This window comes from Streptomyces taklimakanensis (genome assembly GCF_009709575.1).
Lineage (GTDB): Bacteria > Actinomycetota > Actinomycetes > Streptomycetales > Streptomycetaceae > Streptomyces > Streptomyces taklimakanensis.
Genome location: NZ_WIXO01000001.1, coordinates 744,211 through 768,093, shown reverse-complemented (window position 1 = coordinate 768,093; position 23,883 = coordinate 744,211). Strand labels below are relative to the sequence as shown.

The 23,883-nt window shown below is 72.8% G+C and carries 22 protein-coding genes; 20 read left to right on the top strand and 2 right to left on the bottom strand.

Features of this window, described 5'->3' with window-relative positions; genetic code table 11:
* The 6 genes from aroB (at nucleotide 1) to nusB (ending at nucleotide 4,875) form a co-directional block, all read left to right on the top strand.
* Nucleotides 1–1,095, top strand: coding sequence for a 3-dehydroquinate synthase (aroB, locus tag F0L17_RS03355; RefSeq protein ID WP_155069901.1), 1,095 nt, complete (start codon nucleotides 1–3; stop codon nucleotides 1,093–1,095).
* A complete protein-coding gene (aroQ, locus tag F0L17_RS03350; RefSeq protein WP_162465725.1) occupies nucleotides 1,092–1,544 on the top strand; it encodes a type II 3-dehydroquinate dehydratase in 453 nt (150 codons plus the stop codon). Before aroB ends, aroQ begins: the two co-directional genes overlap by 4 nt.
* A gap of 147 nt (nucleotides 1,545–1,691) precedes the next feature.
* Nucleotides 1,692–2,594 (top strand): AAA family ATPase, encoded by a 903-nt coding sequence (locus F0L17_RS03345; protein WP_155069900.1) that lies wholly within the window; start codon nucleotides 1,692–1,694, stop codon nucleotides 2,592–2,594.
* Nucleotides 2,595–2,705: 111 nt separating this feature from the next.
* Nucleotides 2,706–3,821, top strand: coding sequence for an aminopeptidase P family protein (locus F0L17_RS03340; protein WP_155069899.1), 1,116 nt, complete (start codon nucleotides 2,706–2,708; stop codon nucleotides 3,819–3,821).
* A 56-nt stretch (nucleotides 3,822–3,877) separates the two neighbouring features.
* Entirely contained in the window at nucleotides 3,878–4,444 is a 567-nt protein-coding gene (gene efp, locus F0L17_RS03335; RefSeq protein WP_162465724.1) for an elongation factor P, read from the top strand.
* Between the two features lie 2 nt (nucleotides 4,445–4,446).
* On the top strand, nucleotides 4,447–4,875 hold the full coding sequence (nusB, locus tag F0L17_RS03330) for a transcription antitermination factor NusB (RefSeq protein WP_162465723.1): 429 nt from the start codon (nucleotides 4,447–4,449) through the stop codon (nucleotides 4,873–4,875).
* A 253-nt stretch (nucleotides 4,876–5,128) separates the two neighbouring features.
* On the opposite strand, the gene bldD is transcribed toward nusB, so the two are convergent.
* Nucleotides 5,129–5,629: a transcriptional regulator BldD gene (gene bldD, locus F0L17_RS03325; RefSeq protein ID WP_155069897.1), complete on the bottom strand. Its 501-nt coding sequence runs from the start codon at nucleotides 5,627–5,629 to the stop codon at nucleotides 5,129–5,131.
* A gap of 285 nt (nucleotides 5,630–5,914) precedes the next feature.
* Between bldD and pyrR the strand changes: the two genes are divergently transcribed.
* From pyrR to F0L17_RS03255, 14 genes are all read left to right on the top strand, one after another.
* On the top strand, nucleotides 5,915–6,490 hold the full coding sequence (gene pyrR / locus F0L17_RS03320) for a bifunctional pyr operon transcriptional regulator/uracil phosphoribosyltransferase PyrR (RefSeq protein WP_155073086.1): 576 nt from the start codon (nucleotides 5,915–5,917) through the stop codon (nucleotides 6,488–6,490).
* Between the two features lie 168 nt (nucleotides 6,491–6,658).
* Nucleotides 6,659–7,669 carry an aspartate carbamoyltransferase catalytic subunit gene (locus F0L17_RS03315; protein ID WP_155069896.1) on the top strand — a complete coding sequence of 337 codons (1,011 nt, stop codon included), beginning with the start codon at nucleotides 6,659–6,661 and terminating at the stop codon, nucleotides 7,667–7,669.
* Nucleotides 7,666–8,973 (top strand): dihydroorotase, encoded by a 1,308-nt coding sequence (locus tag F0L17_RS03310; RefSeq protein WP_162465722.1) that lies wholly within the window; start codon nucleotides 7,666–7,668, stop codon nucleotides 8,971–8,973. Before F0L17_RS03315 ends, F0L17_RS03310 begins: the two co-directional genes overlap by 4 nt.
* A complete protein-coding gene (locus F0L17_RS03305; protein WP_155069895.1) occupies nucleotides 8,970–9,617 on the top strand; it encodes a PH-like domain-containing protein in 648 nt (215 codons plus the stop codon). The genes F0L17_RS03310 and F0L17_RS03305 overlap by 4 nt, the downstream gene beginning before the upstream one ends.
* Entirely contained in the window at nucleotides 9,614–10,756 is a 1,143-nt protein-coding gene (gene carA, locus F0L17_RS03300; RefSeq protein ID WP_155069894.1) for a glutamine-hydrolyzing carbamoyl-phosphate synthase small subunit, read from the top strand. Before F0L17_RS03305 ends, carA begins: the two co-directional genes overlap by 4 nt.
* On the top strand, nucleotides 10,749–14,060 hold the full coding sequence (gene carB, locus F0L17_RS03295) for a carbamoyl-phosphate synthase large subunit (protein ID WP_162465721.1): 3,312 nt from the start codon (nucleotides 10,749–10,751) through the stop codon (nucleotides 14,058–14,060). The genes carA and carB overlap by 8 nt, the downstream gene beginning before the upstream one ends.
* Before the next feature lie 106 nt (nucleotides 14,061–14,166).
* Nucleotides 14,167–15,294 carry a quinone-dependent dihydroorotate dehydrogenase gene (locus tag F0L17_RS03290; RefSeq protein ID WP_155069893.1) on the top strand — a complete coding sequence of 376 codons (1,128 nt, stop codon included), beginning with the start codon at nucleotides 14,167–14,169 and terminating at the stop codon, nucleotides 15,292–15,294.
* A complete protein-coding gene (pyrF, locus tag F0L17_RS03285) occupies nucleotides 15,291–16,166 on the top strand; it encodes an orotidine-5'-phosphate decarboxylase (protein ID WP_155069892.1) in 876 nt (291 codons plus the stop codon). The genes F0L17_RS03290 and pyrF overlap by 4 nt, the downstream gene beginning before the upstream one ends.
* A gap of 479 nt (nucleotides 16,167–16,645) precedes the next feature.
* Entirely contained in the window at nucleotides 16,646–16,969 is a 324-nt protein-coding gene (locus F0L17_RS03280; protein WP_162465720.1) for an integration host factor, read from the top strand.
* A gap of 38 nt (nucleotides 16,970–17,007) precedes the next feature.
* The gene (gene gmk, locus F0L17_RS03275) at nucleotides 17,008–17,565 is read left to right on the top strand and encodes a guanylate kinase (protein ID WP_155069891.1); all 558 of its coding nucleotides are present in this window, start codon (nucleotides 17,008–17,010) and stop codon (nucleotides 17,563–17,565) included.
* A gap of 119 nt (nucleotides 17,566–17,684) precedes the next feature.
* Nucleotides 17,685–17,957 (top strand): DNA-directed RNA polymerase subunit omega, encoded by a 273-nt coding sequence (gene rpoZ, locus F0L17_RS03270; protein WP_162465719.1) that lies wholly within the window; start codon nucleotides 17,685–17,687, stop codon nucleotides 17,955–17,957.
* 151 nt (nucleotides 17,958–18,108) lie between these two features.
* Nucleotides 18,109–19,329: a bifunctional phosphopantothenoylcysteine decarboxylase/phosphopantothenate--cysteine ligase CoaBC gene (coaBC, locus tag F0L17_RS03265; RefSeq protein ID WP_155069890.1), complete on the top strand. Its 1,221-nt coding sequence runs from the start codon at nucleotides 18,109–18,111 to the stop codon at nucleotides 19,327–19,329.
* A 250-nt stretch (nucleotides 19,330–19,579) separates the two neighbouring features.
* Entirely contained in the window at nucleotides 19,580–20,788 is a 1,209-nt protein-coding gene (gene metK / locus F0L17_RS03260) for a methionine adenosyltransferase (RefSeq protein ID WP_162465718.1), read from the top strand.
* An 82-nt stretch (nucleotides 20,789–20,870) separates the two neighbouring features.
* Nucleotides 20,871–23,027: a primosomal protein N' gene (locus F0L17_RS03255; RefSeq protein ID WP_162465717.1), complete on the top strand. Its 2,157-nt coding sequence runs from the start codon at nucleotides 20,871–20,873 to the stop codon at nucleotides 23,025–23,027.
* Between the two features lie 124 nt (nucleotides 23,028–23,151).
* On the opposite strand, the gene F0L17_RS03250 is transcribed toward F0L17_RS03255, so the two are convergent.
* A complete protein-coding gene (locus F0L17_RS03250) occupies nucleotides 23,152–23,715 on the bottom strand; it encodes a hypothetical protein (protein WP_155069889.1) in 564 nt (187 codons plus the stop codon).
* Between the last annotated feature and the right edge of the window lie 168 nt (nucleotides 23,716–23,883).

Genomic DNA, 23,883 nt, shown 5'->3' with positions numbered 1-23,883 from the left:
ATGAGTACCGAATCCCCCACCCGCATCACCGTCGGCGGCAGCGCCGGTACCGCACCGTACGACGTCCTCGTCGGGCGACAACTCCTGGGCGAGCTGCCGGAGCTGATCGGCGCCGACGTCCGACGCGTCGCCGTGATCCACCCCGAGGCACTGACCGAGACCGGTGAGGTGCTGCGCGAGGACCTGGCCGAGCAGGGCTTCGAGGCCGTCGCCATCCAGGTTCCCAACGCCGAGGAGGCCAAGACCGCCGAGGTCGCGGCCTACTGCTGGAAGGCGCTGGGGCAGTCCGGTTTCACCCGCACCGACGTCATCGTCGGCGTCGGCGGGGGAGCGACCACCGACCTGGCCGGCTTCGTCGCCGCCACCTGGCTGCGCGGGGTGCGCTGGATCGCGGTGCCCACCACCGTGCTGGGCATGGTGGACGCGGCGGTCGGCGGCAAGACCGGCATCAACACCGCCGAGGGCAAGAACCTGGTCGGGGCCTTCCATCCGCCGGCCGGGGTGCTGTGCGACCTGGCGGCCCTTCAGTCCCTGCCGGTGCACGACTACGTCAGCGGCCTGGCCGAGGTCGTCAAGGCGGGCTTCATCGCCGACCCGACCATCCTCGACCTGATCGAGGCCGATCCGCAGGCCGCGCGCCGCCCCGACGGCCCGCACACCGCGGAGCTGATCGAGCGCTCCATCCGGGTCAAGGCGAACGTGGTCTCCTCCGACCTGAAGGAGTCGGGGCTGCGGGAGATCCTCAACTACGGGCACACCCTCGCCCACGCCATCGAGAAGAACGAGCGCTACAACTGGCGGCACGGCGCGGCCGTCTCCGTCGGCATGGTCTTCGCCGCCGAACTCGGCCGCATCGCGGGCCGGCTGGACGACGCCACCGCCGACCGCCACCGCACGGTCCTGGAGGCGGTCGGCCTGCCCGTCACCTACCGCGGCGACCAGTGGCCCAAGCTGCTGGAGACGATGAAGGTCGACAAGAAGACCCGCGGCGACCGACTGCGCTTCATCGTCCTGGACGGCCTGGCCAAGCCCACCGTCCTGGAAGGGCCGGATCCGGCGATGCTGCTCGCCGCGCACGCGGAGATCGCCGCGTGAGCGCCGCCGGCCCGCGGAAGACGCTCGTCCTCAACGGGCCCAACCTCGGCCGCCTCGGCTCCCGCGAGCCCGACGTGTACGGCTCCACCTCCTACGCCGGGCTGGTCCAGCGGTGCACGGCGCTCGGGAAGGAACTGGGCCTGGAGGTGGAGGTCCGCGAGACCAACGACGAGGGCGAGATGATCCGCTGGCTGCACGAGGCGGCCGACGGTTCGATCCCGGTCGTCCTCAACCCCGGCGCCTTCACCCACTACTCCTACGGAATGCGCGACGCCGCCGCCCAGCGCACCGCGCCGCTGGTCGAGGTGCACATCTCCAACCCGTACGCCCGCGAGGAGTTCCGCCACACCTCGGTCGTGGCGGCCGTGGCCTCGGGCACGGTCGCGGGCTTCGGCATCGGCTCCTACGAGCTGGCCCTGCGCGCCCTCGCGGACGACCTCGCGGGCTGAGCGACCGCGGGGCACCATCCGGACTCCCCGGCCGTTCACATCGAACAGGCCGGGGAGGGTACGGTTCGGTACCGACAGGCGAGGTGACACCGCCCGAGCCCACCGGAACGGCGCAGGACACCCGTACGGAAACGGAGTTGGGACCGGATGCAGCAGTACGGGACGCAGCGGCCCGTCCCGCCCTCGGGCTCCTCCCAGGGCCACGTCCACGGACAACCGCCGCACCCTCAGCCCCATCCCCAGGCGCCCCCGCCGCCCTCCCACCGTCCGGGTCGCCACGACCCCGGCCAGGCGCCGCCCCTTCCGCCTCCCCCGCCCGCCGCCCCCGCGCCCCCTCCCGCCTCGGCCCCGCCCGCGTCCGCACCCACCCCGGCGCCCCCGCGGCGGTCCCCGGACGCCACCGGACACCTCAGGTTGCCCCCCGGAGCTCCGGTGCAGAGGGCCGATACGCTCGGCCGGGCCGCCGAGCCCGTCACCGTGGAGGCCGCGCACACCGCTGCCGTCGCCGTCCTGCTGATCGGACCGGCCGGTGCGGGCAAGACGACCGTCGCCCGCCACTGGGCCGACACCCGCCGTGTGCCCACCGCGCACATCAGCCTCGACGACGTCCGCGAGTGGGTCCGCTCGGGCTTCGCCGACCCGCAGGCCGGTTGGAACGAGCACTCCGAGGCGCAGTACCGTCTCGCCCGCCGCACCTGCGGTTTCGCCGCCCGCAACTTCCTGGCCAACGGCATCTCCTGCATCCTGGACGACGCGGTCTTCCCCGACCGGCCCGTGGTCGGCCTCGGTGGTTGGAAGCGCCACGTCGGCCCCGGTCTGATCCCCGTCGTGCTGCTGCCCGGCCTGGAGGTCGTGCTGGAGCGCAACGCCGAGCGCACCGGAAACCGGCGGCTGTCCGACGAGGAGGTGGCCCGCATCCACGGTCGGATGGCGGGTTGGTACGGCTCCGGGCTGCCGATCATCGACAACTCCCGCCAGGACGTGGCGACCACCGCCCGACTGCTGGACGAGGCCGTGGCCCGCAGCCTCACCAGCCCGCCCGCCTGGTAGTCGGCGACCGGTGGGGGTGGGCCGGGGCTCCGGACAGCCGGTGGGGGCGCGCGACGCCCGTCCGGACGTGTCGGAGCGCCCCCGTGCGCCCCGGTGCGTAGGCTCGGAGCCATGTCCGAGGTGCACGCTGCCCGCCGTTCCCGACTGCGCGACCGCCGGCCGACGGCGGGCAACGAGGCCGCCCTGGTCTCCCGTTCCTTCAACGTCCGTTATCTGACCGGCTGTTCCGCTCCCGGCGCCGTCCTGTTGCTCGGCGCGGACGGCCACGACACGCTGCTGAGCCCGTCCGGAACGGCCGTCGACACACGGGCGGACCCGCTCGGGGGCACCGACGGGCTGCGCCGCGTCGTCCTCCCCGGGGGCACCGCGGACGCGGCGGTGGCCGCCGCGGAACTGGCCGCCTCACGGAGCGTCGCGGCGCTGGCGGTGGAGGAGCACGACCTCACCGTCGCCCGGCACCGGGCCCTGGCCTCGGCCGCGCCCGGGCTGCGCCTGATCGACCTGGGCCGCGCGGTGGAGCAACAGCGGCTGGTCAAGGACGAGGAGGAGCTGGCCGCGCTGCGGACCGCCGCGGAGATCACCGACCAGGCCCTGGGCGAGCTGTTGGAGTCCATCCTGGTCGGACGCACCGAACGCCACCTGGCGCTGGAACTGGAGCGGCGCCTGATGGACCACGGGGCCGACGGCCCGGCCTTCCCGACCTCCGTCGCCACCGGCCGGAACTCCGGCCGGACCGGCCACCGCCCCACCGACCGGAGGGTGGAGGAGGGCGACTTCCTCACCGTGCGGCTGGGCGCCCGCTACCGCGGCTACCGCTGCCAGATCGGCCGGACCTTCGTGATCGGCCCCGCTCCGGCCGACTGGCAGATCGAGCTGTACGAACTGGTCTTCGCCGCTCAACGCGCCGGACGGGAGGCGCTGGCCCCGGGCGTGGAGTACCGGGAGGTCGATCGGGCGGCCCGCCAGCCGCTGGAGGGGGCCGGATACGGGGAGCTGCTGGAAACCGGCACCGGACACGGGGTGGGACTGGAAATCGGAGAGGACCCTCGGCTGTCGCCCGCCGCCATGGGTAAACTGGACGCTTGCGTACCGGTCACCGTCGAACCGGGGGTCCACCTCCCGGGTCGGGGCGGCGTCCGGATCGGCGACACGCTCGTCGTCCGCCCGCAGGCGGACGGCGGACCGGAGCTACTCACCATCACGACCAAGGAACTGCTCGCCCTGTGACGCGGGGCGCGGTTCCGGGTCCGTCCGCAGCAGCAGTCTCAGGAGATTCCGCGACCGTGGCCACCACGAACGACCTCAAGAACGGCATGGTGCTCAAGCTCGACGGGGGCCAGCTCTGGTCCGTTGTCGAGTTCCAGCACGTCAAGCCCGGCAAGGGCGGCGCCTTCGTCCGCACCAAGCTCAAGAACGTGCTCTCCGGCAAGGTGGTCGACAAGACCTTCAACGCCGGCACCAAGGTCGAGACGGCCACCGTCGACAAGCGGGGCATGCAGTTCTCGTACAAGGACGGTTCCGACTTCGTCTTCATGGACACCCAGACCTTCGACCAGATGCAGATCACTCCGGAGGTCGTCGGCGACGCCGCCAACTACCTGCTGGAGGGACAGGAGTGCACGGTCGCCGTCTACGAGGGCAACCCGCTGTACATCGAGCTTCCGGCCGCGGTCGAGCTGGTCATCGAGTACACCGAGCCGGGCGTCCAGGGCGACCGCTCCACCGGCGGCACCAAGCCCGCCAAGCTGGAGACGGGCTACGAGATCGGCGTCCCGCTCTTCATCACCACCGGTGAGAAGATCAAGGTCGACACCCGTTCCGGTGAGTACCTCGGTCGGGTGAACAACTGATCGTGGCTGCCCGTAGCAAGGCCCGCAAGCGCGCCTTTCAGATCCTGTTCGAGGCCGACCAGCGCGGCAGCGCGGTGACGGCCGTGCTGGCGGACTGGATCCGGCACGCGCGGACCGACGAGCGGCAGCCGCCGGTCGGCGAGTACACGATGCAACTGGTCGAGGGATACGCGGAACGCGCGGAGCGGATCGACGAGTTGATCGCCACCTACGCCGTGGGCTGGACGCTGGACCGGATGCCCGCGGTGGACCGCAGCCTCCTCCGGCTCGGCGCCTATGAGCTGGTCTGGGAGGACGAGGTCCCCGACGCGGTGGTGATCGACGAGGCGGTGCAGCTCGCCAAGGAGTTCTCCACCGACGACTCCCCGACCTTCGTCAACGGTCTCCTGGGCCGGTTGAAGGAGCTCAAGCCGTCGCTGAGGCGTGCCTGAGCGACGGTGGCCCGGAATCCGGGCGACGACATGGCGAGGGCCCGGGACGGTGTCCCGGGCCCTCGCCATGTCGTCGCCCGGGAACTCGCTGCCACCGCCGGGCCGGCCCCGCTGGGGGACGGGACGGACCGGCGGCGGTACGTTTCTGCGGCTCCGTTCCCGTTCCGGACGGCCTACGGGCGTCCGGTGGGAGCCCTCCGGCAAGAACCACCGGAGAGACCGGAGAGACCGGAGAGAGGGGCCGCCGGGGCTCTCAGGCGTCCTCGTGCTGGACCGCGCGGCGCGCGTCGGCGTCCAGCACGCCCCAGCTGATGAGCTGCTCGGTCAGCACCGACGGGGACTGGTCGTAGATGACGGCGAGGGTGCGCAGGTCGTCCTGCCGGATCGACAGCACCTTGCCGTTGTAGTCGCCGCGCTGGCTCTGGATCGTCGCGGCGTACCGCTGCAGAGGGCCTGCCTTCTCGGAGGGGACGTGGGCCAGCCGCTCCAGATCCAGAACGAGCTTCGGCGGCGGCTCGGCGGCTCCGCCCGGCGTGCTGCCGGGCAGGAGCTCCTGCACCGGGACGCCGTAGAAGTCCGCCAGCTCGGCCAGCCGCTGTACGGTCACGGCGCGGTCGCCGCGCTCGTACGAACCGACCACGACCGCCTTCCAACGGCCCTGCGACTTCTCCTCGACACCGTGGAGGGAGAGGCCCTGCTGGGTGCGGATGGCGCGGAGCTTGGCTCCGAGCTGTTTGGCGTATTCGCTGGACATGTGGCTCCCCGGGGGACGTCTTCGTAACTCATTGTGATGTTACGCAGCGTAATGTCCGGCGTCAAGCCGGACGATCCATACCGGGGGTGCGCCGGGGGCGCGGTCCCGCGCGATCACGTCCGGCGCGCCTTTCCGACGCATCCCCCGCACGGCCCCGCACGGTCCCACACGGCTCCCCCCGGCCGGGGCGCGAGCGGGGCCTGGTACGGTTGACAGCGCACCGATCGACGTCCTTTAAGGCCCGTCCCGTGAGGCGGGGAAGGAGGTCCGTTTCCCATGCACGGCATGGACGGAGACAGCTCTGCCCAGGTCCGGCCCGTACTGGAGGCACCGGACATCGCGCGGGTCCTGACCCGCATCGCCCACGAGATCGTCGAACGCGCCAAGGGCGCCGACGACGTGGTGCTCCTCGGCATCCCCACCCGCGGCGTCCACCTGGCCCGGCGGCTGGCGGCCAAGCTGGAGGGAATCACCTCACGACCGCAACCGGTCGGCTCCCTCGACATCACCATGTACCGCGACGACCTGCGCATGGGCCCGGCCCGCGCCCTGGCCCGCACCGACATCCCCGCCGAGGGCATCGACGGCCGGTTGGTCGTCCTGGTCGACGACGTGCTCTTCTCCGGCCGTACCATCCGCGCCGCCCTCGACGCGATGAACGACATCGGCCGTCCCCGCGCCGTGCAGCTCGCGGTCCTCGTCGACCGCGGCCACCGTCAGTTGCCGATCCGCGCCGACTACGTCGGCAAGAACCTCCCCACCTCGCTGCGGGAGACGGTCAAGGTCCAGCTCACCGAGGAGGACGGCCGCGACGGCGTGCTCCTGGGCGGCCACGAGACCGCCCCGGCCGGCGAGCGGTAACCCGGCTCGACGGCCCGCCCACCGCCGGTCCGCCCACCGCTCCGACGCGCCCGGAACCCCACGGCCTCGGGCCCGTGTGCCCACGAGCCCGTACCCGGGTGCCCGTTCCCGCGCGTCGGAAGGCCGCCCGACCGCCCCGTCACGCCCACCACCCACGGAAGGCAACAGATGAAGCGCCACCTCATCTCGGCCGCCGACCTCACCCGCGACGACGCCGTCCTGATCCTGGACACCGCCGAGGAGCTGGCCCGGGTCGCCGACCGGACGATCAGGAAGCTGCCGACCCTGCGCGGCCGCACCGTCGTCAACCTCTTCTTCGAGGACTCCACCCGCACCCGCATCTCCTTCGAGGCAGCGGCCAAGCGGCTCTCCGCCGACGTCATCAACTTCTCCGCGAAGGGCTCGTCGGTCTCCAAGGGCGAATCCCTCAAGGACACCGCCCTGACCCTGGAGGCGATGGGCGCCGACGCCGTCGTCATCCGGCACCACGACTCCGGCGCCCCGCACCGCCTGGCCACCTCCGGCTGGATCGGCGGCTCGGTCGTCAACGCCGGTGACGGCACCCACGAGCACCCCACCCAGGCCCTGCTGGACGCCTTCACCCTGCGTCGCCGCCTGGTCGGCGGGAGCGACGGGGGAGCGGGGCGGGACCTGTCCGGGCGCCGGGTCACCGTCGTCGGCGACATCCTGCACAGCCGCGTCGCCCGTTCCAACGTGCACCTGCTCACCACGCTCGGGGCCGAGGTCACCCTGGTCGCCCCACCCACCCTGGTGCCCCTGGGAGCCGAGAGGTGGCCGTGCGAGGTCTCCTACGACCTGGACGCGGTACTGCCCAAGTCCGACGCCGTGATGATGCTGCGCGTCCAGCGCGAGCGGATGAACGCCGCGTTCTTCCCCACCGAGCGCGAGTACGCCCGCCGCTACGGCCTGGACGGCGACCGGATGGCGCGGATGCCCGAGCACGCGGTCGTGATGCACCCCGGACCGATGAACCGCGGCATGGAGATCACCGCCGAGGTCGCCGACTCCGACCGCTGCACCGCCGTGGAGCAGGTCGCGGGCGGCGTCACCATCCGGATGGCGGTCCTCTACCTGCTGCTGGGCGGCGCGGAGCCCGCCGTCAGCGTCCCCGCGCCCACCGCCGCCGGAACCACCACCCGCACCGAGGAGAACGTGTGACGACCACCGAAGAGAACACCGGCCGGACCCTCATCCGCGGAGCGCGGATCCTCGGCGGCGAGGTACGGGACGTCCTGATCGACAACGGCACCGTCGCCGAGATCGGCACCGGGCCGAGCGCCGAGGGGGCCCGGGTCGTCGAGGCCGACGGGCAGGTCCTGCTGCCGGGGCTGGTCGACCTCCACACCCATCTGCGCGAGCCCGGCCGCGAGGACTCCGAGACCGTCCTGACCGGTACCCGCGCCGCCGCGGCCGGCGGCTACACCGCCGTCCACGCGATGGCCAACACCTTCCCCGTCGCCGACACCGCCGGCGTGGTGGAGCAGGTCTGGCGGCTGGGGAGGGAGTCCGGCTACTGCGACGTGCAGCCCGTCGGCGCCGTCACCGTCGGCCTGGAGGGCAAGCAGCTCGCCGAGCTGGGCGCGATGCACGACTCGGCCGCCTCCGTGCGGGTCTTCTCCGACGACGGCAAGTGCGTGGACGACGCGGTGATCATGCGCCGTGCGCTGGAGTACGTCAAAGCCTTCGACGGCGTCATCGCCCAGCACGCCCAGGAGCCGAGGCTCACCGAGGGCGCGCAGATGAACGAGGGCGTGGTCTCCGCCGAACTGGGACTGGGCGGCTGGCCCGCCGTCGCCGAGGAGGCGATCATCGCCCGCGACGTGCTGCTGGCCGCGCACGTCGGCTCCCGGCTGCACATCTGCCACCTGTCCACCGCCGGATCGGTGGAGATCGTGCGCTGGGCCAAGGCCAAGGGGTGGAACGTCACCGCCGAGGTCACCCCGCACCACCTGCTGCTCACCGACGAGCTGGTGCGCTCCTACGACCCGGTCTACAAGGTGAACCCGCCGCTGCGCACCGAGGCCGACGTCATGGCCCTGCGCGAGGCGCTGGCCGACGGCACCATCGACTGCGTGGCCACCGACCACGCCCCGCACCCCCACGAGGACAAGGACTGCGAGTGGGGCGCGGCCGCCATGGGGATGCTGGGCCTGGAGACCGCTCTCTCCGTCGTCCAACACACCATGGTCGACACCGGACTGCTGGACTGGGCCGGTGTCGCCGAGCGGATGTCCTTCCGGCCCGCGGCCATCGGCCGGCTGACCGGCCAGGGGCGGCCCATCTCGGCAGGTGAGCCCGCCAACCTCGTCCTGGTCGATCCGTCCTACCGTGGAACGGTGGATTCCGCTCGCTTCGCGTCCCGTAGCCGCAACACCCCCTATCAGGGCCGCGAGCTGCCGGGCCGCGTCACGCACACCTTCCTGCGGGGCAGGGCGACAGTCAGGGACGGAAAGCTCGTATGAACATCTCACCGGCGTCACTCGCCATCCGGTACACCGCGGAACCCCAGTCGCAACAGGTGACGGACTGGGCGCCCCGGATCGCCTGGGTCATCGGCATGCTGCTGGTCGTCGCGCTGCTGTACTGGCTGATGCGGGAGGGCTGGAAGTGGCGTGCCGTCCTCCAGTCCGACCTGCCCGAACTTCCGCAGGCACCCGCCGACCCCGGCGAGCCGCGACTGACCGCGACCGGCCGCTACCACGGCACCACCACGGCCGGGCAGTGGCTCGACCGGATCGTCGCCCACGGCCTGGGCACCCGCAGCCGCGTCGAGCTCACCCTCACCGAGCACGGCGTGGACGTGTCACGGCCCGGGGCCACGGACTTCTTCATCCCCGCCGACCGGCTGCGCGACGCCCGGCTCGACAAGGGCATCGCCGGCAAGGTCCTCACCGAGGACGGCCTGCTGGTGATCACCTGGGAGCACGGCGGGAGGCTGCTGGACTCCGGCTTCCGTTTCGACCGCGCCGCCGAGCACACCGCCTGGCGGGACGCCGTCCGGGAGACGTCCGCGAACGGGGACCCCGGCGGCGCGGACACCACAGACAGACCACACGGCACCAGTGACGCTGCCACCACCACGCACCACGAGGAAGGCGCACGATGACGACCTCCACCCGCACAGCCGCGAGGGTGCCCGCCGTACTCGTCCTGGAAGACGGCCGTATCTTCCGTGGCCGCGCCTACGGGGCGGTGGGCGAGACCCTGGGCGAGGCGGTGTTCTCCACCGGGATGACCGGTTACCAGGAGACGTTGACCGATCCGTCCTACCACCGTCAGGTGGTGGTGATGACCGCTCCGCATATCGGCAACACCGGCGTCAACGACGAGGACCCGGAGTCGGGGCGGATCTGGGTGGCCGGGTATGTGGTGCGTGATCCGGCCCGGGTGCCTTCCAGTTGGCGTTCGGTGCGCACGTTGGACGAGGAGTTGGTCGCCCAGGGGGTGGTCGGCATCTGTGGTGTCGACACCCGGGCGCTGACCCGGCATCTGCGTGAGCGTGGGGCGATGCGGGTGGGGATCTTCTCCGGTGAGGCGCTCGCCGACGAGGCGTCCCTGCTGGCCCGGGTGCGTACCGCCCCCGAGATGGTCGGGGCCGACCTCGCCGCCGAGGTCGCCACCGCCGAGCCGTATGTGGTTCCCGCCGTCGGCGCCAAGCGGTTCACGGTGGCGGCGGTGGATCTGGGGATCAAGGGGATGACGCCGCGGCGGATGGCCGAGCGTGGTATCGAGGTGCACGTGTTGCCGGCGACGGCGACGGTCGAGGACGTCTACGCGGTCGATCCGGATGGGGTGTTCTTCTCCAACGGTCCGGGCGACCCCGCGGCCGCGGACCGTCCCGTCTCCGTCATGCGCTCCGTCCTGGAGCGGTCCACGCCGTTGTTCGGTATCTGTTTCGGCAATCAGGTCCTGGGCCGTGCGCTCGGCTTCGGCACCTACAAGTTGAAGTACGGCCACCGGGGCATCAACCAGCCGGTGCAGGACCGCCTCACCGGTCGGGTGGAGGTCACCGCGCACAATCACGGTTTCGCCGTGGACGCCCCCGTGGGCGCGCCCAGCGACACCCCCTACGGCCGGGCCGAGGTCTCCCACGTCTGCCTCAACGACGGCGTGGTCGAGGGGCTGCGCCTGCTCGACCGGCCCGCCTTCAGTGTTCAGTACCACCCCGAGGCGGCGGCCGGTCCGCACGACGCCGCCTACCTGTTCGACCGCTTCGTCTCCCTGATGGAGGGCCAGCGTGCCTAAGCGCACCGATATCCAGTCCGTCCTGGTCATCGGCTCCGGTCCGATCGTGATCGGGCAGGCGGCCGAGTTCGACTACTCCGGCACCCAGGCGTGTCGTGTCCTCAAGGCCGAGGGGATGCGGGTGATCCTGGTCAACTCCAATCCCGCCACGATCATGACCGATCCGGAGATCGCCGATGCCACGTATGTGGAGCCGATCACTCCGGAGTTCGTGGAGAGGATCATCGCCCGGGAGCGTCCCGATGCGTTGTTGGCCACGTTGGGCGGCCAGACGGCGTTGAACACCGCGATCTCTCTGCACGAGGACGGCACTTTGGCCGAGTACGGGGTGGAGTTGATCGGCGCCAATGTCGAGGCGATCCGCAAGGGCGAGGACCGTGACCGGTTCAAGGAGGTCGTGGCCGAGGTCCGGGCGAAGATCGGTCACGGCGAGTCCGCCCGGTCGGTGATCTGCCACTCCATGGAGGAGGTTCTGGCGGGGGTGGAGGAGCTGGGCGGCTATCCGGTGGTGGTGCGTCCCTCGTTCACCATGGGGGGTGCCGGTTCCGGTTTCGCTCACGACGAGGCCGAGCTGCGCCGCATCGCCGGGCAGGGCCTGGCGCTCTCGCCGACCACCGAGGTGTTGTTGGAGGAGTCGATCCTGGGGTGGAAGGAGTACGAGCTGGAGCTGATGCGCGACCGCAACGACAACGTCGTGGTGGTCTGCTCCATCGAGAACTTCGACCCGATGGGGGTGCACACCGGTGACTCCATCACCGTGGCCCCGGCGATGACGCTGACCGACCGCGAGTACCAGGTGTTGCGGGATGTCGGCATCGCGGTGATCCGCGAGGTGGGGGTGGACACCGGTGGCTGCAACATCCAGTTCGCCGTCAATCCCGTCGACGGCCGGGTCATCGTGATCGAGATGAATCCGCGGGTCTCGCGCTCCTCGGCGTTGGCGTCCAAGGCCACCGGTTTCCCGATCGCCAAGATCGCCGCCAAGCTGGCGGTGGGCTACACCCTGGACGAGATTCCCAACGACATCACCGAGCAGACCCCGGCCTCCTTCGAGCCGACCTTGGACTATGTGGTGGTCAAGGTTCCGCGGTTCGCGTTCGAGAAGTTCCCCGGCGCCGACTCCACCTTGACCACCACCATGAAGTCGGTGGGTGAGGCGATGGCCATCGGCCGCAACTTCCCCGAGGCGCTGAACAAGGCGCTGCGCTCGCTGGAGAAGGCCGGCAGTCAGTTCGACTTCGCCTCCCCGGTGGGGGAGAAGGAGGAGTTGCTGGCCGCCGCCCGGCGTCCCACCGACGGCCGGATCAACACCGTCATGGACGCCATCCGAGCCGGCGCGAGCCCCGAGGAGGTCTTCGAGGCCACGAAGATCGATCCCTGGTTCGTCGACCAGCTGTTCCTGATCAAGGAGATCGCCGACGAGCTGGCCGCCGCCGACCGCCTCGACCCCCAGGTGCTGGCCGAGGCCAAGCGGCACGGCTTCTGCGACGCCCAGATCGCCGCGATCCGCGGGCTGCGCGAGGACGTCGTGCGCGAGGTCCGCCACACCCTGGGGGTGCGGCCGGTCTACAAGACCGTCGACACCTGCGCCGCCGAATTCGCCGCGAGGACCCCGTACTTCTACTCCTCCTACGACCAGGAGAGCGAGGTCGCCCCGCGCGAGAAGCCCGCGGTGATCATCCTGGGGTCGGGGCCCAACCGCATCGGCCAGGGCGTCGAGTTCGACTACTCCTGCGTCCACGCCTCCTTCGCGCTGCGCGAGGCGGGCTATGAGACGGTGATGGTCAACTGCAACCCCGAGACCGTCTCCACCGACTACGACACCTCCGACCGGCTCTACTTCGAGCCGCTCACCCTGGAGGACGTGCTGGAGGTCGTCCACGCCGAGACGCAGGCCGGCCCCGTCGCCGGTGTGATCGTCCAGCTCGGCGGCCAGACCCCCCTGGGGCTGGCCCAGGCGCTCAAGGACAACGGCGTGCCCATCGTGGGCACCTCCCCGGAGGCCATCCACGCCGCCGAGGACCGCGGTGCCTTCGGCCGGGTCCTGGCCGCGGCCGGGCTGCCCGCGCCCAAGTACGGCACCGCCACCACCTTCGCCGAGGCCAAGGAGATCGCCGCCGGGATCGGCTACCCGGTCATGGTCCGCCCCTCCTACGTGCTGGGCGGCCGCGGCATGGAGATCGTCTACGACGAGTCCCGGCTGGAGGCGTACATCGCCGAGTCGACCGAGATCGGCCCCTCCCGGCCGGTGCTGGTCGACCGTTTCCTCGACGACGCCGTCGAGATCGACGTCGACGCCCTCTACGACGGCCACGAGCTCTACCTCGGCGGCGTGATGGAACACATCGAGGAGGCCGGCATCCACTCCGGCGACTCCGCCTGCGCGCTGCCCCCCATCACCCTGGGCGGCCACGACATCAAACGGCTGCGGGCCTCCACCGAGGCCATCGCCCGCGGGGTGGGGGTGCGCGGACTGATCAACATCCAGTTCGCGCTGGCCGGCGACATCCTCTACGTGCTGGAGGCCAACCCGCGCGCCTCGCGCACCGTCCCCTTCACCTCCAAGGCCACCGCCGTCCCCCTGGCCAAGGCCGCCGCCCGCATCTCGCTGGGCGCCACCATCGCCGAGCTGCGCGCCGAGGGCATGCTGCCCGCCTCCGGCGACGGCGGCACCCTGCCGCTGGACGCGCCGATCTCGGTCAAGGAGGCCGTGCTGCCCTGGAGCCGCTTCCGCGACGTCCACGGCCGCGGCGTGGACACCGTGCTGGGCCCGGAGATGCGCTCCACCGGCGAGGTGATGGGCATCGACACCGCCTTCGGCACCGCCTACGCCAAGTCCCAGGCCGGGGCCTACGGCGCGCTGCCCACCAAGGGCCGCGCCTTCGTCTCGGTCGCCAACCGGGACAAACGCTCGCTGATCTTCCCGGCCCGCGAGCTGGTCGCCCTGGGCTTCGAACTGCTGGCCACCTCCGGCACCGCCGAGGTGCTGCGCCGCAACGGCATCGACGCCACCGTGGTGCGCAAGCAGAGCGAGGGCACCGGACCCAACGGCGAGAAGACCATCGTCCAACTCATCCACGACGGCGAGGTCGACCTCATCGTCAACACCCCCTACGGCACCGGCGGCCGGCTGGACGGCTACGATATCCGCACCGCCGCCGTCGCCCGCGCGGTGCCCTGCCTGACCACCGTCCAGGCCCTGGCCGCCGCCGTCCAAGGCATCGACGCCACCTCACGCGGGGAGGTCGGCGTCCGCTCCCTCCAGGAACACGCCGAACACCTCACCGCCGCCCGCGGGGAGTGACACGCGAGGGGGACACCGGAAGGATCCGGTGTCCCCCTCGCCACGCGCCGCCACGAGACCCCGACGGACCTCGCCGAAGCCCCGTCCCGCCGCCCGGAAGACCCGCATGTACCCCCTGCTGTTCAGCCTGCTCCTCAAACGCCTCGACCCCGAGCGGGCGCACCACCTCGGATTCGCCCTGATCCGGCTGGTCGCCCGCGTCCCCGGGCTGCGCTCCCTCGTCGCGGCCCTCCTCGCCCCGAGCCGGTCCCAGCGGCGTGCCCTGGCCACCGAGGCCCTCGGCCTGCGGATGCGCGGCCCCTTCGGACTGGCCGCCGGCTTCGACAAGAACGCCGTCGGCATCGACGGCCTCACCATGCTCGGCTTCGACCACGTCGAGATCGGCACCGTCACCGCGCACGCCCAATCCGGCAACCCCACGCCGCGGCTGTTCCGCCTGGTCGCCGACCGGGCGCTGGTCAACCGCATGGGCTTCAACAACGAGGGGTCCGCCGCGGTGGCGGCCCGCCTCGCGAAGCGCCGCGCCGTCTTCCCCGCCACCGTCGGCGTCAACATCGGCAAGACGAAGGTCACACCCGAGAGCGAGGCCGCCGACGACTACGCGACCTCCGCCCGGCGGCTGGCCCCGCACGCGGACTACCTCGTCGTCAACGTCTCCTCGCCCAACACGCCCGGACTGCGGAACCTCCAGGCCACCGAGCACCTGCGTCCGCTGCTGACGGCCGTGCGATCCGCCGCCGACGCCGCGGTGCCCGACCGGCGCGTTCCCCTGCTGGTCAAGATCGCCCCGGACCTGGCCGACGAGGACGTCGACGCCGTCGCCGACCTCGCCGTCGAACTGGGGCTGGACGGCATCATCGCCACCAACACCACCATCGCCCGCGACGGGCTCGGTCTGACCACCGACCGCGCCGAGATCGAGGCCGTCGGCGCGGGCGGCCTGTCCGGAGCCCCGCTGAAGGAGCGCTCGCTGGAGGTGCTGCGCCGGTTGTACGCCCGCGTCGGCGACCGCGTCACCCTGATCGGGGTCGGCGGGGTGCGCACCGCCGACGACGTGTGGGAGCGCGTCCTGGCCGGCGCCACCCTCGTCCAGGGCTACAGCGCCTTCGTCTACGAGGGGCCGCTGTGGTGCCGCCGCGTCCACCGGGGTCTGGCCGCGCGGCTGGCCGCGAGCCCGTACGCCACCCTCGCCGAGGCCGTCGGCGCCGACACCAGGAAGGTGACCTCACGATGAGCAGCAGTCCCGCCTCCCCGACCGCCTCCCCGGGCTCGTCGTCCCCCGAGCCGTTCGGCGCCCGGCTGCGCCGCGCCATGGACGCCCGCGGCCCGCTGTGCGTGGGCATCGATCCGCACGCGTCACTGCTCGCCTCCTGGGGGCTGGACGACGACGTGGCGGGCTTGGAGCGGTTCACGCGCACGGTCGTGGACGCCCTCGCCGATCGGGTGGCCGTCCTCAAGCCGCAGTCGGCCTTCTTCGAGCGCTTCGGTTCGCGCGGTGTCGCCGTGCTGGAGCGGGCGATCGCCGACGCGCGCTCGGCCGGTGCGTTGGTGCTCACCGACGCCAAGCGCGGCGACATCGGCTCGACCATGGCCGCCTACGCCGCCGCCTATCTCGAACCGGGCAGTCCGTTGTTCTCCGACGCGGTGACCGTCAGCCCCTACCTGGGCTTCGGCTCGCTGCGGCCGGCCCTGGACGCGGCGAAGGCGGCCGGGGCGGGCGTCTTCGTGCTGGCGCTCACCTCCAACCCCGAGGGTGGCCAGGTGCAGCGGGCCACGGCGGCCGGAGGCGTGTCGGTGGCGCAGACGGTGCTGGACCACATCGCTCGGGAGAACGCCGGGGCGGAACCGCTGGGATCGGTGGGCGCCGTGGTGGGCGCGACGCTGGCGGAGGCCGGCGTCGATCTGTCGGTGAACGGCCCGCTGCTGGCACCCGGACTGGGGGCGCAGGGGGCCGGCGCGGAGGACCTGCCGAGGGTCTTCGGTGACGCGGTGCGCGACGTCGTGCCGTCCATCAGCAGGGGGGTGCTGGGGCACGGCCCCTCGCCGGCGGGACTGCGCGAGTCCGCGGCGCGGGAGGTCGACCGCATCCGGGAGGTCCTGGGCTGATCCCGGGGCTCCGGGCCGGGTTCGGTCGGGGTTCCGGGGCGCCCCGTGCGGTTCGGTCCGCCCGGCTCCGCCGTCCCGTTCGCCGCACCGGGCGGAACCTGGACCTCCGGTGGGATGGGGTCTCCATGGTCGGGCGGCGGGGCGTTTCGGAGGGGAAATCCGGCCCTCACTCCCCACAGGGTGTTCTTTTTGTCAGCATATGTCCAGGTGGACTGAAGTCTGACCTGGACTTTTCGTCTGTTCTCGCTGACTCTGGCGTCCAAGGCCGCTAGTCTCCGACGAGAGAGCCGCGAACTTCTGGGGTCTTCCCAGGTCGTAGCGCCGGGCGCGGGGTCCTCCCAAGCCCGGGGGGCCGGGCCCGGGGCAGCCGGGCCGGGGAGGTTCCAGGGGACGTGTTGCTCTTTGCTCCGCAGGTGCGGGGCCACTAGGTTCCTCACCGATCCGTATCCGACCAGTTCTACATCCGAGGTGACGTAGGCGTGGCTCTTCCGCCCCTTACCCCTGAACAGCGCGCAGCCGCGCTCGAGAAGGCCGCCGCGGCTCGCCGGGAGCGCGCCGAGGTCAAGAACCGACTGAAGCACTCCGGCGCCTCGCTCCACGAGGTCATCAAGCAGGGCCAGGAGAACGAGGTCATCGGCAAGATGAAGGTCTCCGCCCTCCTGGAGTCCCTGCCCGGCGTCGGCAAGGTCCGGGCCCGCCAGATCATGGAGCGGCTCGGCATCTCCGAGAGCCGCCGGGTGCGCGGTCTGGGATCCAACCAGATCGCCTCCCTGGAGCGGGAGTTCGGCGGCGGCTCCGCCTGACGTTTCCGGGCGCTCCTGGGAACCGGGATAATCGCCGTATGAGTGAACGTCCGCGGCTGACCGTGCTCTCCGGCCCCTCCGGGGTCGGCAAGAGCACGGTCGTCGCTCATCTGCGCAAGGTCCATCCGGAGATCTGGCTCTCGGTCTCCGCCACCACCCGCCGCCCGCGCCCCGGCGAGCAGCACGGCGTCCAGTACTTCTTCGTGGACGACGAGGAGTTCGACAAGCTGGTCGCCAACGGCGAACTGCTGGAGTGGGCGGAGTTCGCCGGCAACCGCTACGGGACGCCCCGGCGGGCCGTGCTGGAACGGCTGGCGGCGGGGGACCCGGTGCTGTTGGAGATCGACCTCCAGGGGGCGCGCCTGGTGCGCGAGTCGATGCCCGAGGCCCGGCTCGTCTTCCTCGCCCCGCCCAGCTGGGACGAGCTGGTCCGCCGGCTCACCGGTCGCGGCACCGAGTCCCCCGAGGTCGTCGAACGGCGGCTGGAGGCGGCCAAGGTCGAGCTGGCGGCCGAACCGGAGTTCGACGTGACCCTGGTCAACACCTCCGTCGAGGAGGTCAGCCGAGAGCTGCTAGCCTTGATGAAGGTTTCGTGATCGTCGCCGTACCGCCGGACAGCAGCCACCGGGCTCCGGGGCACCGGCGGCAGGCCCCCGGCCTTCCGGGGCGCTGTCGGATCACCGCCCGTATTGTCCACCGCAGCGGAAGGTAGAGCGTGTCCTCTTCCATCACCACGCCCGAGGGCATCATCAACCCGCCGATCGATGAGCTGCTCGAAGCCACCGACTCGAAGTACAGCCTGGTGATCTACGCCGCCAAGCGCGCGCGTCAGATCAACGCCTACTACTCGCAGCTCGGCGAGGGCCTGCTGGAGTACGTCGGCCCGCTGGTGGACACCCACGTCCACGAGAAGCCGCTGTCGATCGCCCTCCGCGAGATCAACGCGGGTCTGTTGACCTCCGAGGCCATCGACACCCCGGCGCAGTGAGTCCACCGCCGGTGTCCGCGGGACACCGGCGACACCGTCACGGGCCCGGCAGCCGCGCTGCCGGGCCCGTGGTGTGTCATGGGGAAGGAAGACGGCCGTCGCGCTCCGCGCGGGTGGGGCGGGCGGTCCCGGAGTCGGGGAGAGACGAACGATGGACAGGTCCGACAAGCCCAGGGTGGTCCTGGGGGTCAGCGGCGGGATCGCCGCCTACAAGGCGTGCGAGGTGCTGAGACGGCTGACGGAGTCCGGTCACGACGTGCGGGTGGTGCCGACCGCCTCGGCGCTGAGGTTCGTCGGCGAGCCCACCTGGGCGGCGCTGTCGGGCCACCCCGTCGCGACCGGGGTCTGGGAGGACGTCCAGGAGGTCCCGCACGTTCGCATCGGTCAGGAGGCGGACCTGGTCGTCGTCGCGCCGGCCACCGCCGACATCCTGGCCAGGGCCGCCCACGGCCTCGCCGACGACCTGCTGACCAACACCCTGCTCACCGCACGGTGCCCGGTGGTCTTCGCACCCGCCATGCACACCGAGATGTGGGAGCATCCCGCCACCGTCGAGAACGTGGCCACCCTGCGCCGTCGCGGCGCGGTCGTCGTCGAGCCCGCCGTCGGACGACTGACCGGCAAGGACACCGGCAAGGGCCGGCTGCCCGAGCCCGGCGAGATCTTCGAGGTCTGCCGCCGGGTGCTGGCCCGCGGCACCGGAGGGGAGCGGGACCTGGCCGGACGGCACGTCGTGGTCAGCGCGGGCGGCACCCGGGAACCACTGGACCCGGTGCGCTTCCTGGGCAACCGTTCCTCCGGGCGCCAGGGGTACGCGCTGGCGCGCACCGCGGTGGCGCGCGGCGCCCGGGTGACCCTGGTCGCCGCCAACACCGCCCTGCCCGACCCCGCCGGCGCGGACGTGGTGCGGGTGGGTACGGCCGTCCAGCTCCGCGAGGCCGTGCTGAAGGCCGCGGCGGACGCGGACGCGGTGGTCATGGCCGCCGCCGTGGCCGACTTCCGGCCCGCCCGCTACGCCCAGGGGAAGATCAAGAAACGGGACGGACAGGAGCCGGAGCCCGTCGAGCTGGTCCGCAACCCCGATGTCCTCGCCGAGCTCTCCTCGACGCGCCCCCGTCCCGGACAGGTGGTCGTCGGATTCGCCGCCGAGACCGACGACGTCCTGGTCAACGGCCGTGCCAAGCTCGCCCGGAAGGGGTGCGACCTGTTGGTCGTCAACGAGGTGGGGGAGGAGAAGACCTTCGGCTCGACGGAGAACGAGGCCGTCGTCCTGGGCGCGGACGGCAGCGAGACGCCCGTGCCACACGGCCCCAAGGAAGCCCTCGCCGACACGGTGTGGGACGAGGTCGCCCACCGGCTGAACGCGGGGTGAACGACGGGCCGGAGAGGCGTGCGATCGCGGTCGACCGCGCCCTCCCGGCCCGACGACAGCCCCGGACGGCGTGGTCCCGAGCCCGCTGTGCGCGCCCCGTGGCAGGCCGTGAGCGTGTCGGAGTGCGAGACGCGCTGGTCCATCCGTGACGGGCTGCGGATAAACTGGCGGCGGATCGCGCTCGGGCACCGCCCGGTACCGGATCCGTACACCACGTCAGCCAGCAGCCGCTGCAAACCCAGGGAGCGATGTGTCCCGCCGCCTGTTCACCTCGGAGTCCGTGACCGAGGGTCACCCCGACAAGATCGCCGACCAGATCAGCGACACCATCCTCGACGCCCTCCTGGCCCAGGACCCGGCCTCCCGGGTCGCCGTGGAGACGATGATCACCACCGGTCTGGTGCACGTGGCCGGCGAGGTCACCACCGCCGCGTACGCCGACATCCCCACCCTGGTGCGCGGCAGGATCCTGGAGATCGGCTACGACTCCTCCAAGAAGGGCTTCGACGGTGCCTCGTGCGGGGTGTCGGTCTCCATCGGCGCGCAGTCCCCGGACATCGCCCAGGGAGTGGACGCCGCCTACGAGGCCCGGGTGGAGGGCGACCAGGACGAGCTGGACCGGCAGGGCGCCGGCGACCAGGGCCTGATGTTCGGCTACGCCTGCGACGAGACGCCGGAGCTGATGCCGCTGCCGATCCACCTGGCCCACCGGCTCTCGCGCCGGCTGAGCGAGGTGCGCAAGAACGGCACCATCCCCTATCTGCGTCCGGACGGCAAGACGCAGGTGACCATCGAGTACCACGGCGACAAGGCGGTGCGGCTGGACACCGTGGTGGTCTCCTCCCAGCACGCCTCCGACATCGATCTGGACTCGCTGCTGGCCCCGGACATCCGGGAGTTCGTCGTCGAGCACGTGCTGGCGGGCCTGGTGGCCGACGGGATCAAGCTGGACACCGACGACTACCGGCTGCTGGTCAACCCGACGGGGCGGTTCGAGATCGGCGGGCCGATGGGCGATGCCGGCCTGACCGGCCGGAAGATCATCATCGACACCTACGGCGGGATGGCCCGGCACGGCGGTGGCGCGTTCTCCGGCAAGGATCCCTCCAAGGTGGACCGCTCGGCCGCCTACGCGATGCGGTGGGTGGCCAAGAACGTGGTCGCCGCCGGGTTGGCCACGCGCTGTGAGGTCCAGGTCGCCTACGCGATCGGCAAGGCCGAGCCGGTGGGCCTGTTCGTGGAGACCTTCGGCACGGCCACCGTCGATCCCGAGCGGATCGAGCGGGCCATCGGCCAGGTCTTCGACCTGCGGCCGGCCGCCATCATCCGCGATCTGGAACTGCTGCGCCCGATCTACGCACAGACCGCCGCCTACGGTCACTTCGGCCGGGAGCTGCCGGACTTCACCTGGGAGCGCACCGACCGCACCGACGCCCTGCGCGCCGCCGCAGGGCTGTGACGCCCGGAACCGCCGACCGGCCCGGCCACCCCACAGCGGGGCGACCGGGCCGTGTCGGTGGGCTCTGGTAGGACTGGAGGCTGTGAGCAGCGAGAACGGGCGGGCCGACAGGCCCCCGGCCGAGGGGGCGCCGGGGGGCGAGCAACTCGCGCTGATCCGTGAGACGGTCCGTCGGGCCAAGCCGCCCCGCGCCCGCCCGCGCACCTGGCGCGGTGCCGAACTCGCCCCGCGCGATCCGGTGGCCCGCGTACTGGTCGACAAGGGGCTGCTCCACCTCGACCGACTCTTCGACTACGCCGTACCCGCCGCCATGGACGCCGAGGCCCGGCCCGGGGCGCGGGTGCGGGTGCGCTTCGGAGCGGGCGAGCGGGGCGGGCGCCGGGAGGGCGGCGGGCTGGTCAACGGCTTCGTCGTCGAACGGTGCGCGGAGTCCGACTTCCCCGGCGTCCTCGCCCCCATCGCCCAGGTGCTCTCCCCGGAGCCGGTCCTCACCCCCGAGCTGCTGCGGTTGTGCCGGGCCGTCGCCGACCGCTACGCCGGAGCGCTGGCCGACATCGTCCAGTTGGCCGTGCCACCGCGCAGGGCCCGCGCGGAGAAGGGGGGCGACGCGCGGAGTGCGCCTCCCCCTCCACCGAGCCCGCCCGCCCCGGGCCCGTGGGCGCGCTATCCCGAGGGCCCCGGCTTCCTGCGGGCGCTCGCCGCGGGGGAGGCGCCCCGCGCGGTGTGGACGGCCCTGCCCGGACCGCACTGGCCCGACGAGCTGGCCCGCGCCCTGGTCGCCGCCCTGGCCTCCGGCCGCGGCGCGCTGGCCGTCCTGCCCGACGGACGGGCCGCCGCCCGAGTGGACGCCGCCCTCACCGCCCTGATCGGTGAGGACCGGCACGTCCTGCTCACCGCCGACGCCGGGGCGGAGGCGCGCTACCGTCGCTGGCTCGCCGTCAACCGCGGCACGGTGCGCTGCGTCGTCGGCACCCGCGCGGCGATGTTCGCGCCCGTGCGCGATCCGGGACTCGTCGCGATCTGGGACGACGGCGACTCCAGCCACCGCGATCCCCACGAGCCGATGCCCCACGCCCGTGAGGTGCTGCTGCTGCGCGCCGCCCGCGAGGGGTGCGGCTTCCTGGCGGGCGCGCACGGCCGCACCGTGGAGGCCGCCCGACTCGTCGAGACCGGCTGGGCCCGCCCGCTGGTCGCCGACCGGGACGCGGTGCGCGCGGCGGCCCCCCTGGTCCGCACGGTCGGCGACGGCGACGAGGCCCGGGATCCCGCCGCGCGCGCCGCCCGCCTGCCCACCCTCGCCTGGAGCACCGTGCGCGAGGCCCTGGCGCTGGGCCCCGTCCTGGTGCAGGTGCCCCGGCGCGGCTACGTACCCCGGCTGGCCTGCGCGGGGTGCCGCGAACCCGCGCGCTGTGCCCACTGTGCGGGCCCGCTGGAGGCCGCCGGCGGTGACGCCCCGCCCGGCTGCGGCTGGTGCGGTCGGGCGGAGCCCGCGTGGCGCTGCGCGGAGTGCGGGGCGACGAGGCTGAGAGGCCGGGTCTTCGGCGCCCGCCGCACGGCCGAGGAACTCGGCCGCGCCTTCCCGTCCGTTCCCGTGCGCACCTCCGGGCGGGACCACGTGCTGGACACCGTCCCCGAACGGCCCGTGCTGGTGGTCAGCACCCCGGGGGCCGAACCGGTCGCCGAGGGGCCCGGTTACGCGGCGGCGCTGCTGTTGGACGGTTGGGCGCTGCTCTCCCGCCCCGATCTGCGGGCGGCCGAGGAGGCGCTGCGCCGCTGGCTGGGCGCCGCCGCGCTGGTGCGTCCCCACACCGAGGGCGGACGGGTGGTCGTCATGGCCGAGCCGACGCTGCGGCCGGTCCAGGCGCTGGTGCGCTGGGATCCGGCCGGGCACGCCCGGCGCGAACTGGCCGAGCGCGCCGAGCTGGGCTTCCCGCCGGTGTCCCGGATGGCGGCGGTGACGGGGCCGCCCGAGGCCGTCGCCGATCTGCTGGCATCGGCCGATCTGCCGCCCGGCGCCGAGGTGCTGGGGCCGGTGCCGCTGCCGCCCACCGACCCCGGACGTCCCCGGCGGCCCGGCTCCGCGCCCCCGGGCGAACGGTGGGAGCGGGCCCTGGTGCGGGTGCCGCCGGGTGGTGGGGCCGCGCTCGCCGCGGCCCTGCGGACGGCACGGGCCGCTCGGCTCGCCCGCCGGGAGGGCGCACCGGTGTGGGTCCGCATCGATCCGGAGGACATCGGCTGACCGCGGTGTCCTCGCAGAGGGCTGCCGGGGGCCGCCGGGGGCTGCCTGGGGCGGGCACGGCACCGCCCGGTGTCCGGCCGGGGGCGGTCGGACACCGGGCGGTGGCGGCACGGCCGAGGAGGAGTCAGCCGTTGCGGGGGGAGGGAAGCGCGCCCGGTCGGGGGTCCGGCGGCGGCTGCGCCGGCCGACCGGGCGGCGCGTGGGCGGCGGAGGACGCCACGGGCGCGCCCTGGCCCACGGCCACGGGACGCGCGGCCCCCGCTCCTCCCTCCTCGCCGCCGGTGGCCCGCCGCACCGTCTCCGTCGCCGTCTCCGTCCCGGCCGTACCCGACCGGTCCACGCCGCGGCGCGAGCCGTAGCGCCGGTGGACCGCCTGTTTGGTCACCCCGAGGGCCGAGCCCACCGCGTCCCAGGAGAACCCCAGCGAGCGGTCGAACTCCACCGCCGCCGTCACCAGCGTCTCCACACTGTCGCGCAACTCCTGGGCGAGTCGCACGGTGGGCGCCGGAGCCCTGCCGTAGACGACGAAGCCCGAGGACGGCCCGGTGCGTCGTGGCCGGTAGACGTTGCCCAGTTGGGCGGTGAGGGTGCGCAGCGCGTCCACCTGCCGGCGGACCCGCTCGATGTCCCGCACCAGCAGGTGCAGGCTGGCCCGTGCCTGGGCGTCGGGGGTGGCGTGGTCGGCCATGGTCAAGCCTCTCCAACCGGCGTGAGTACGATCGACCGCGTCCGCGGCCGCCTCGGTCCATCGGTTCCATCGGTCAAGCTGCCTTGACCAACGCCGCAGCGGGCGCCGGGGTCACGCTGCGGGGGCGCGAGGCGGGATCCGCGAGTCGCCCGCCGGGTCGGTACGCCC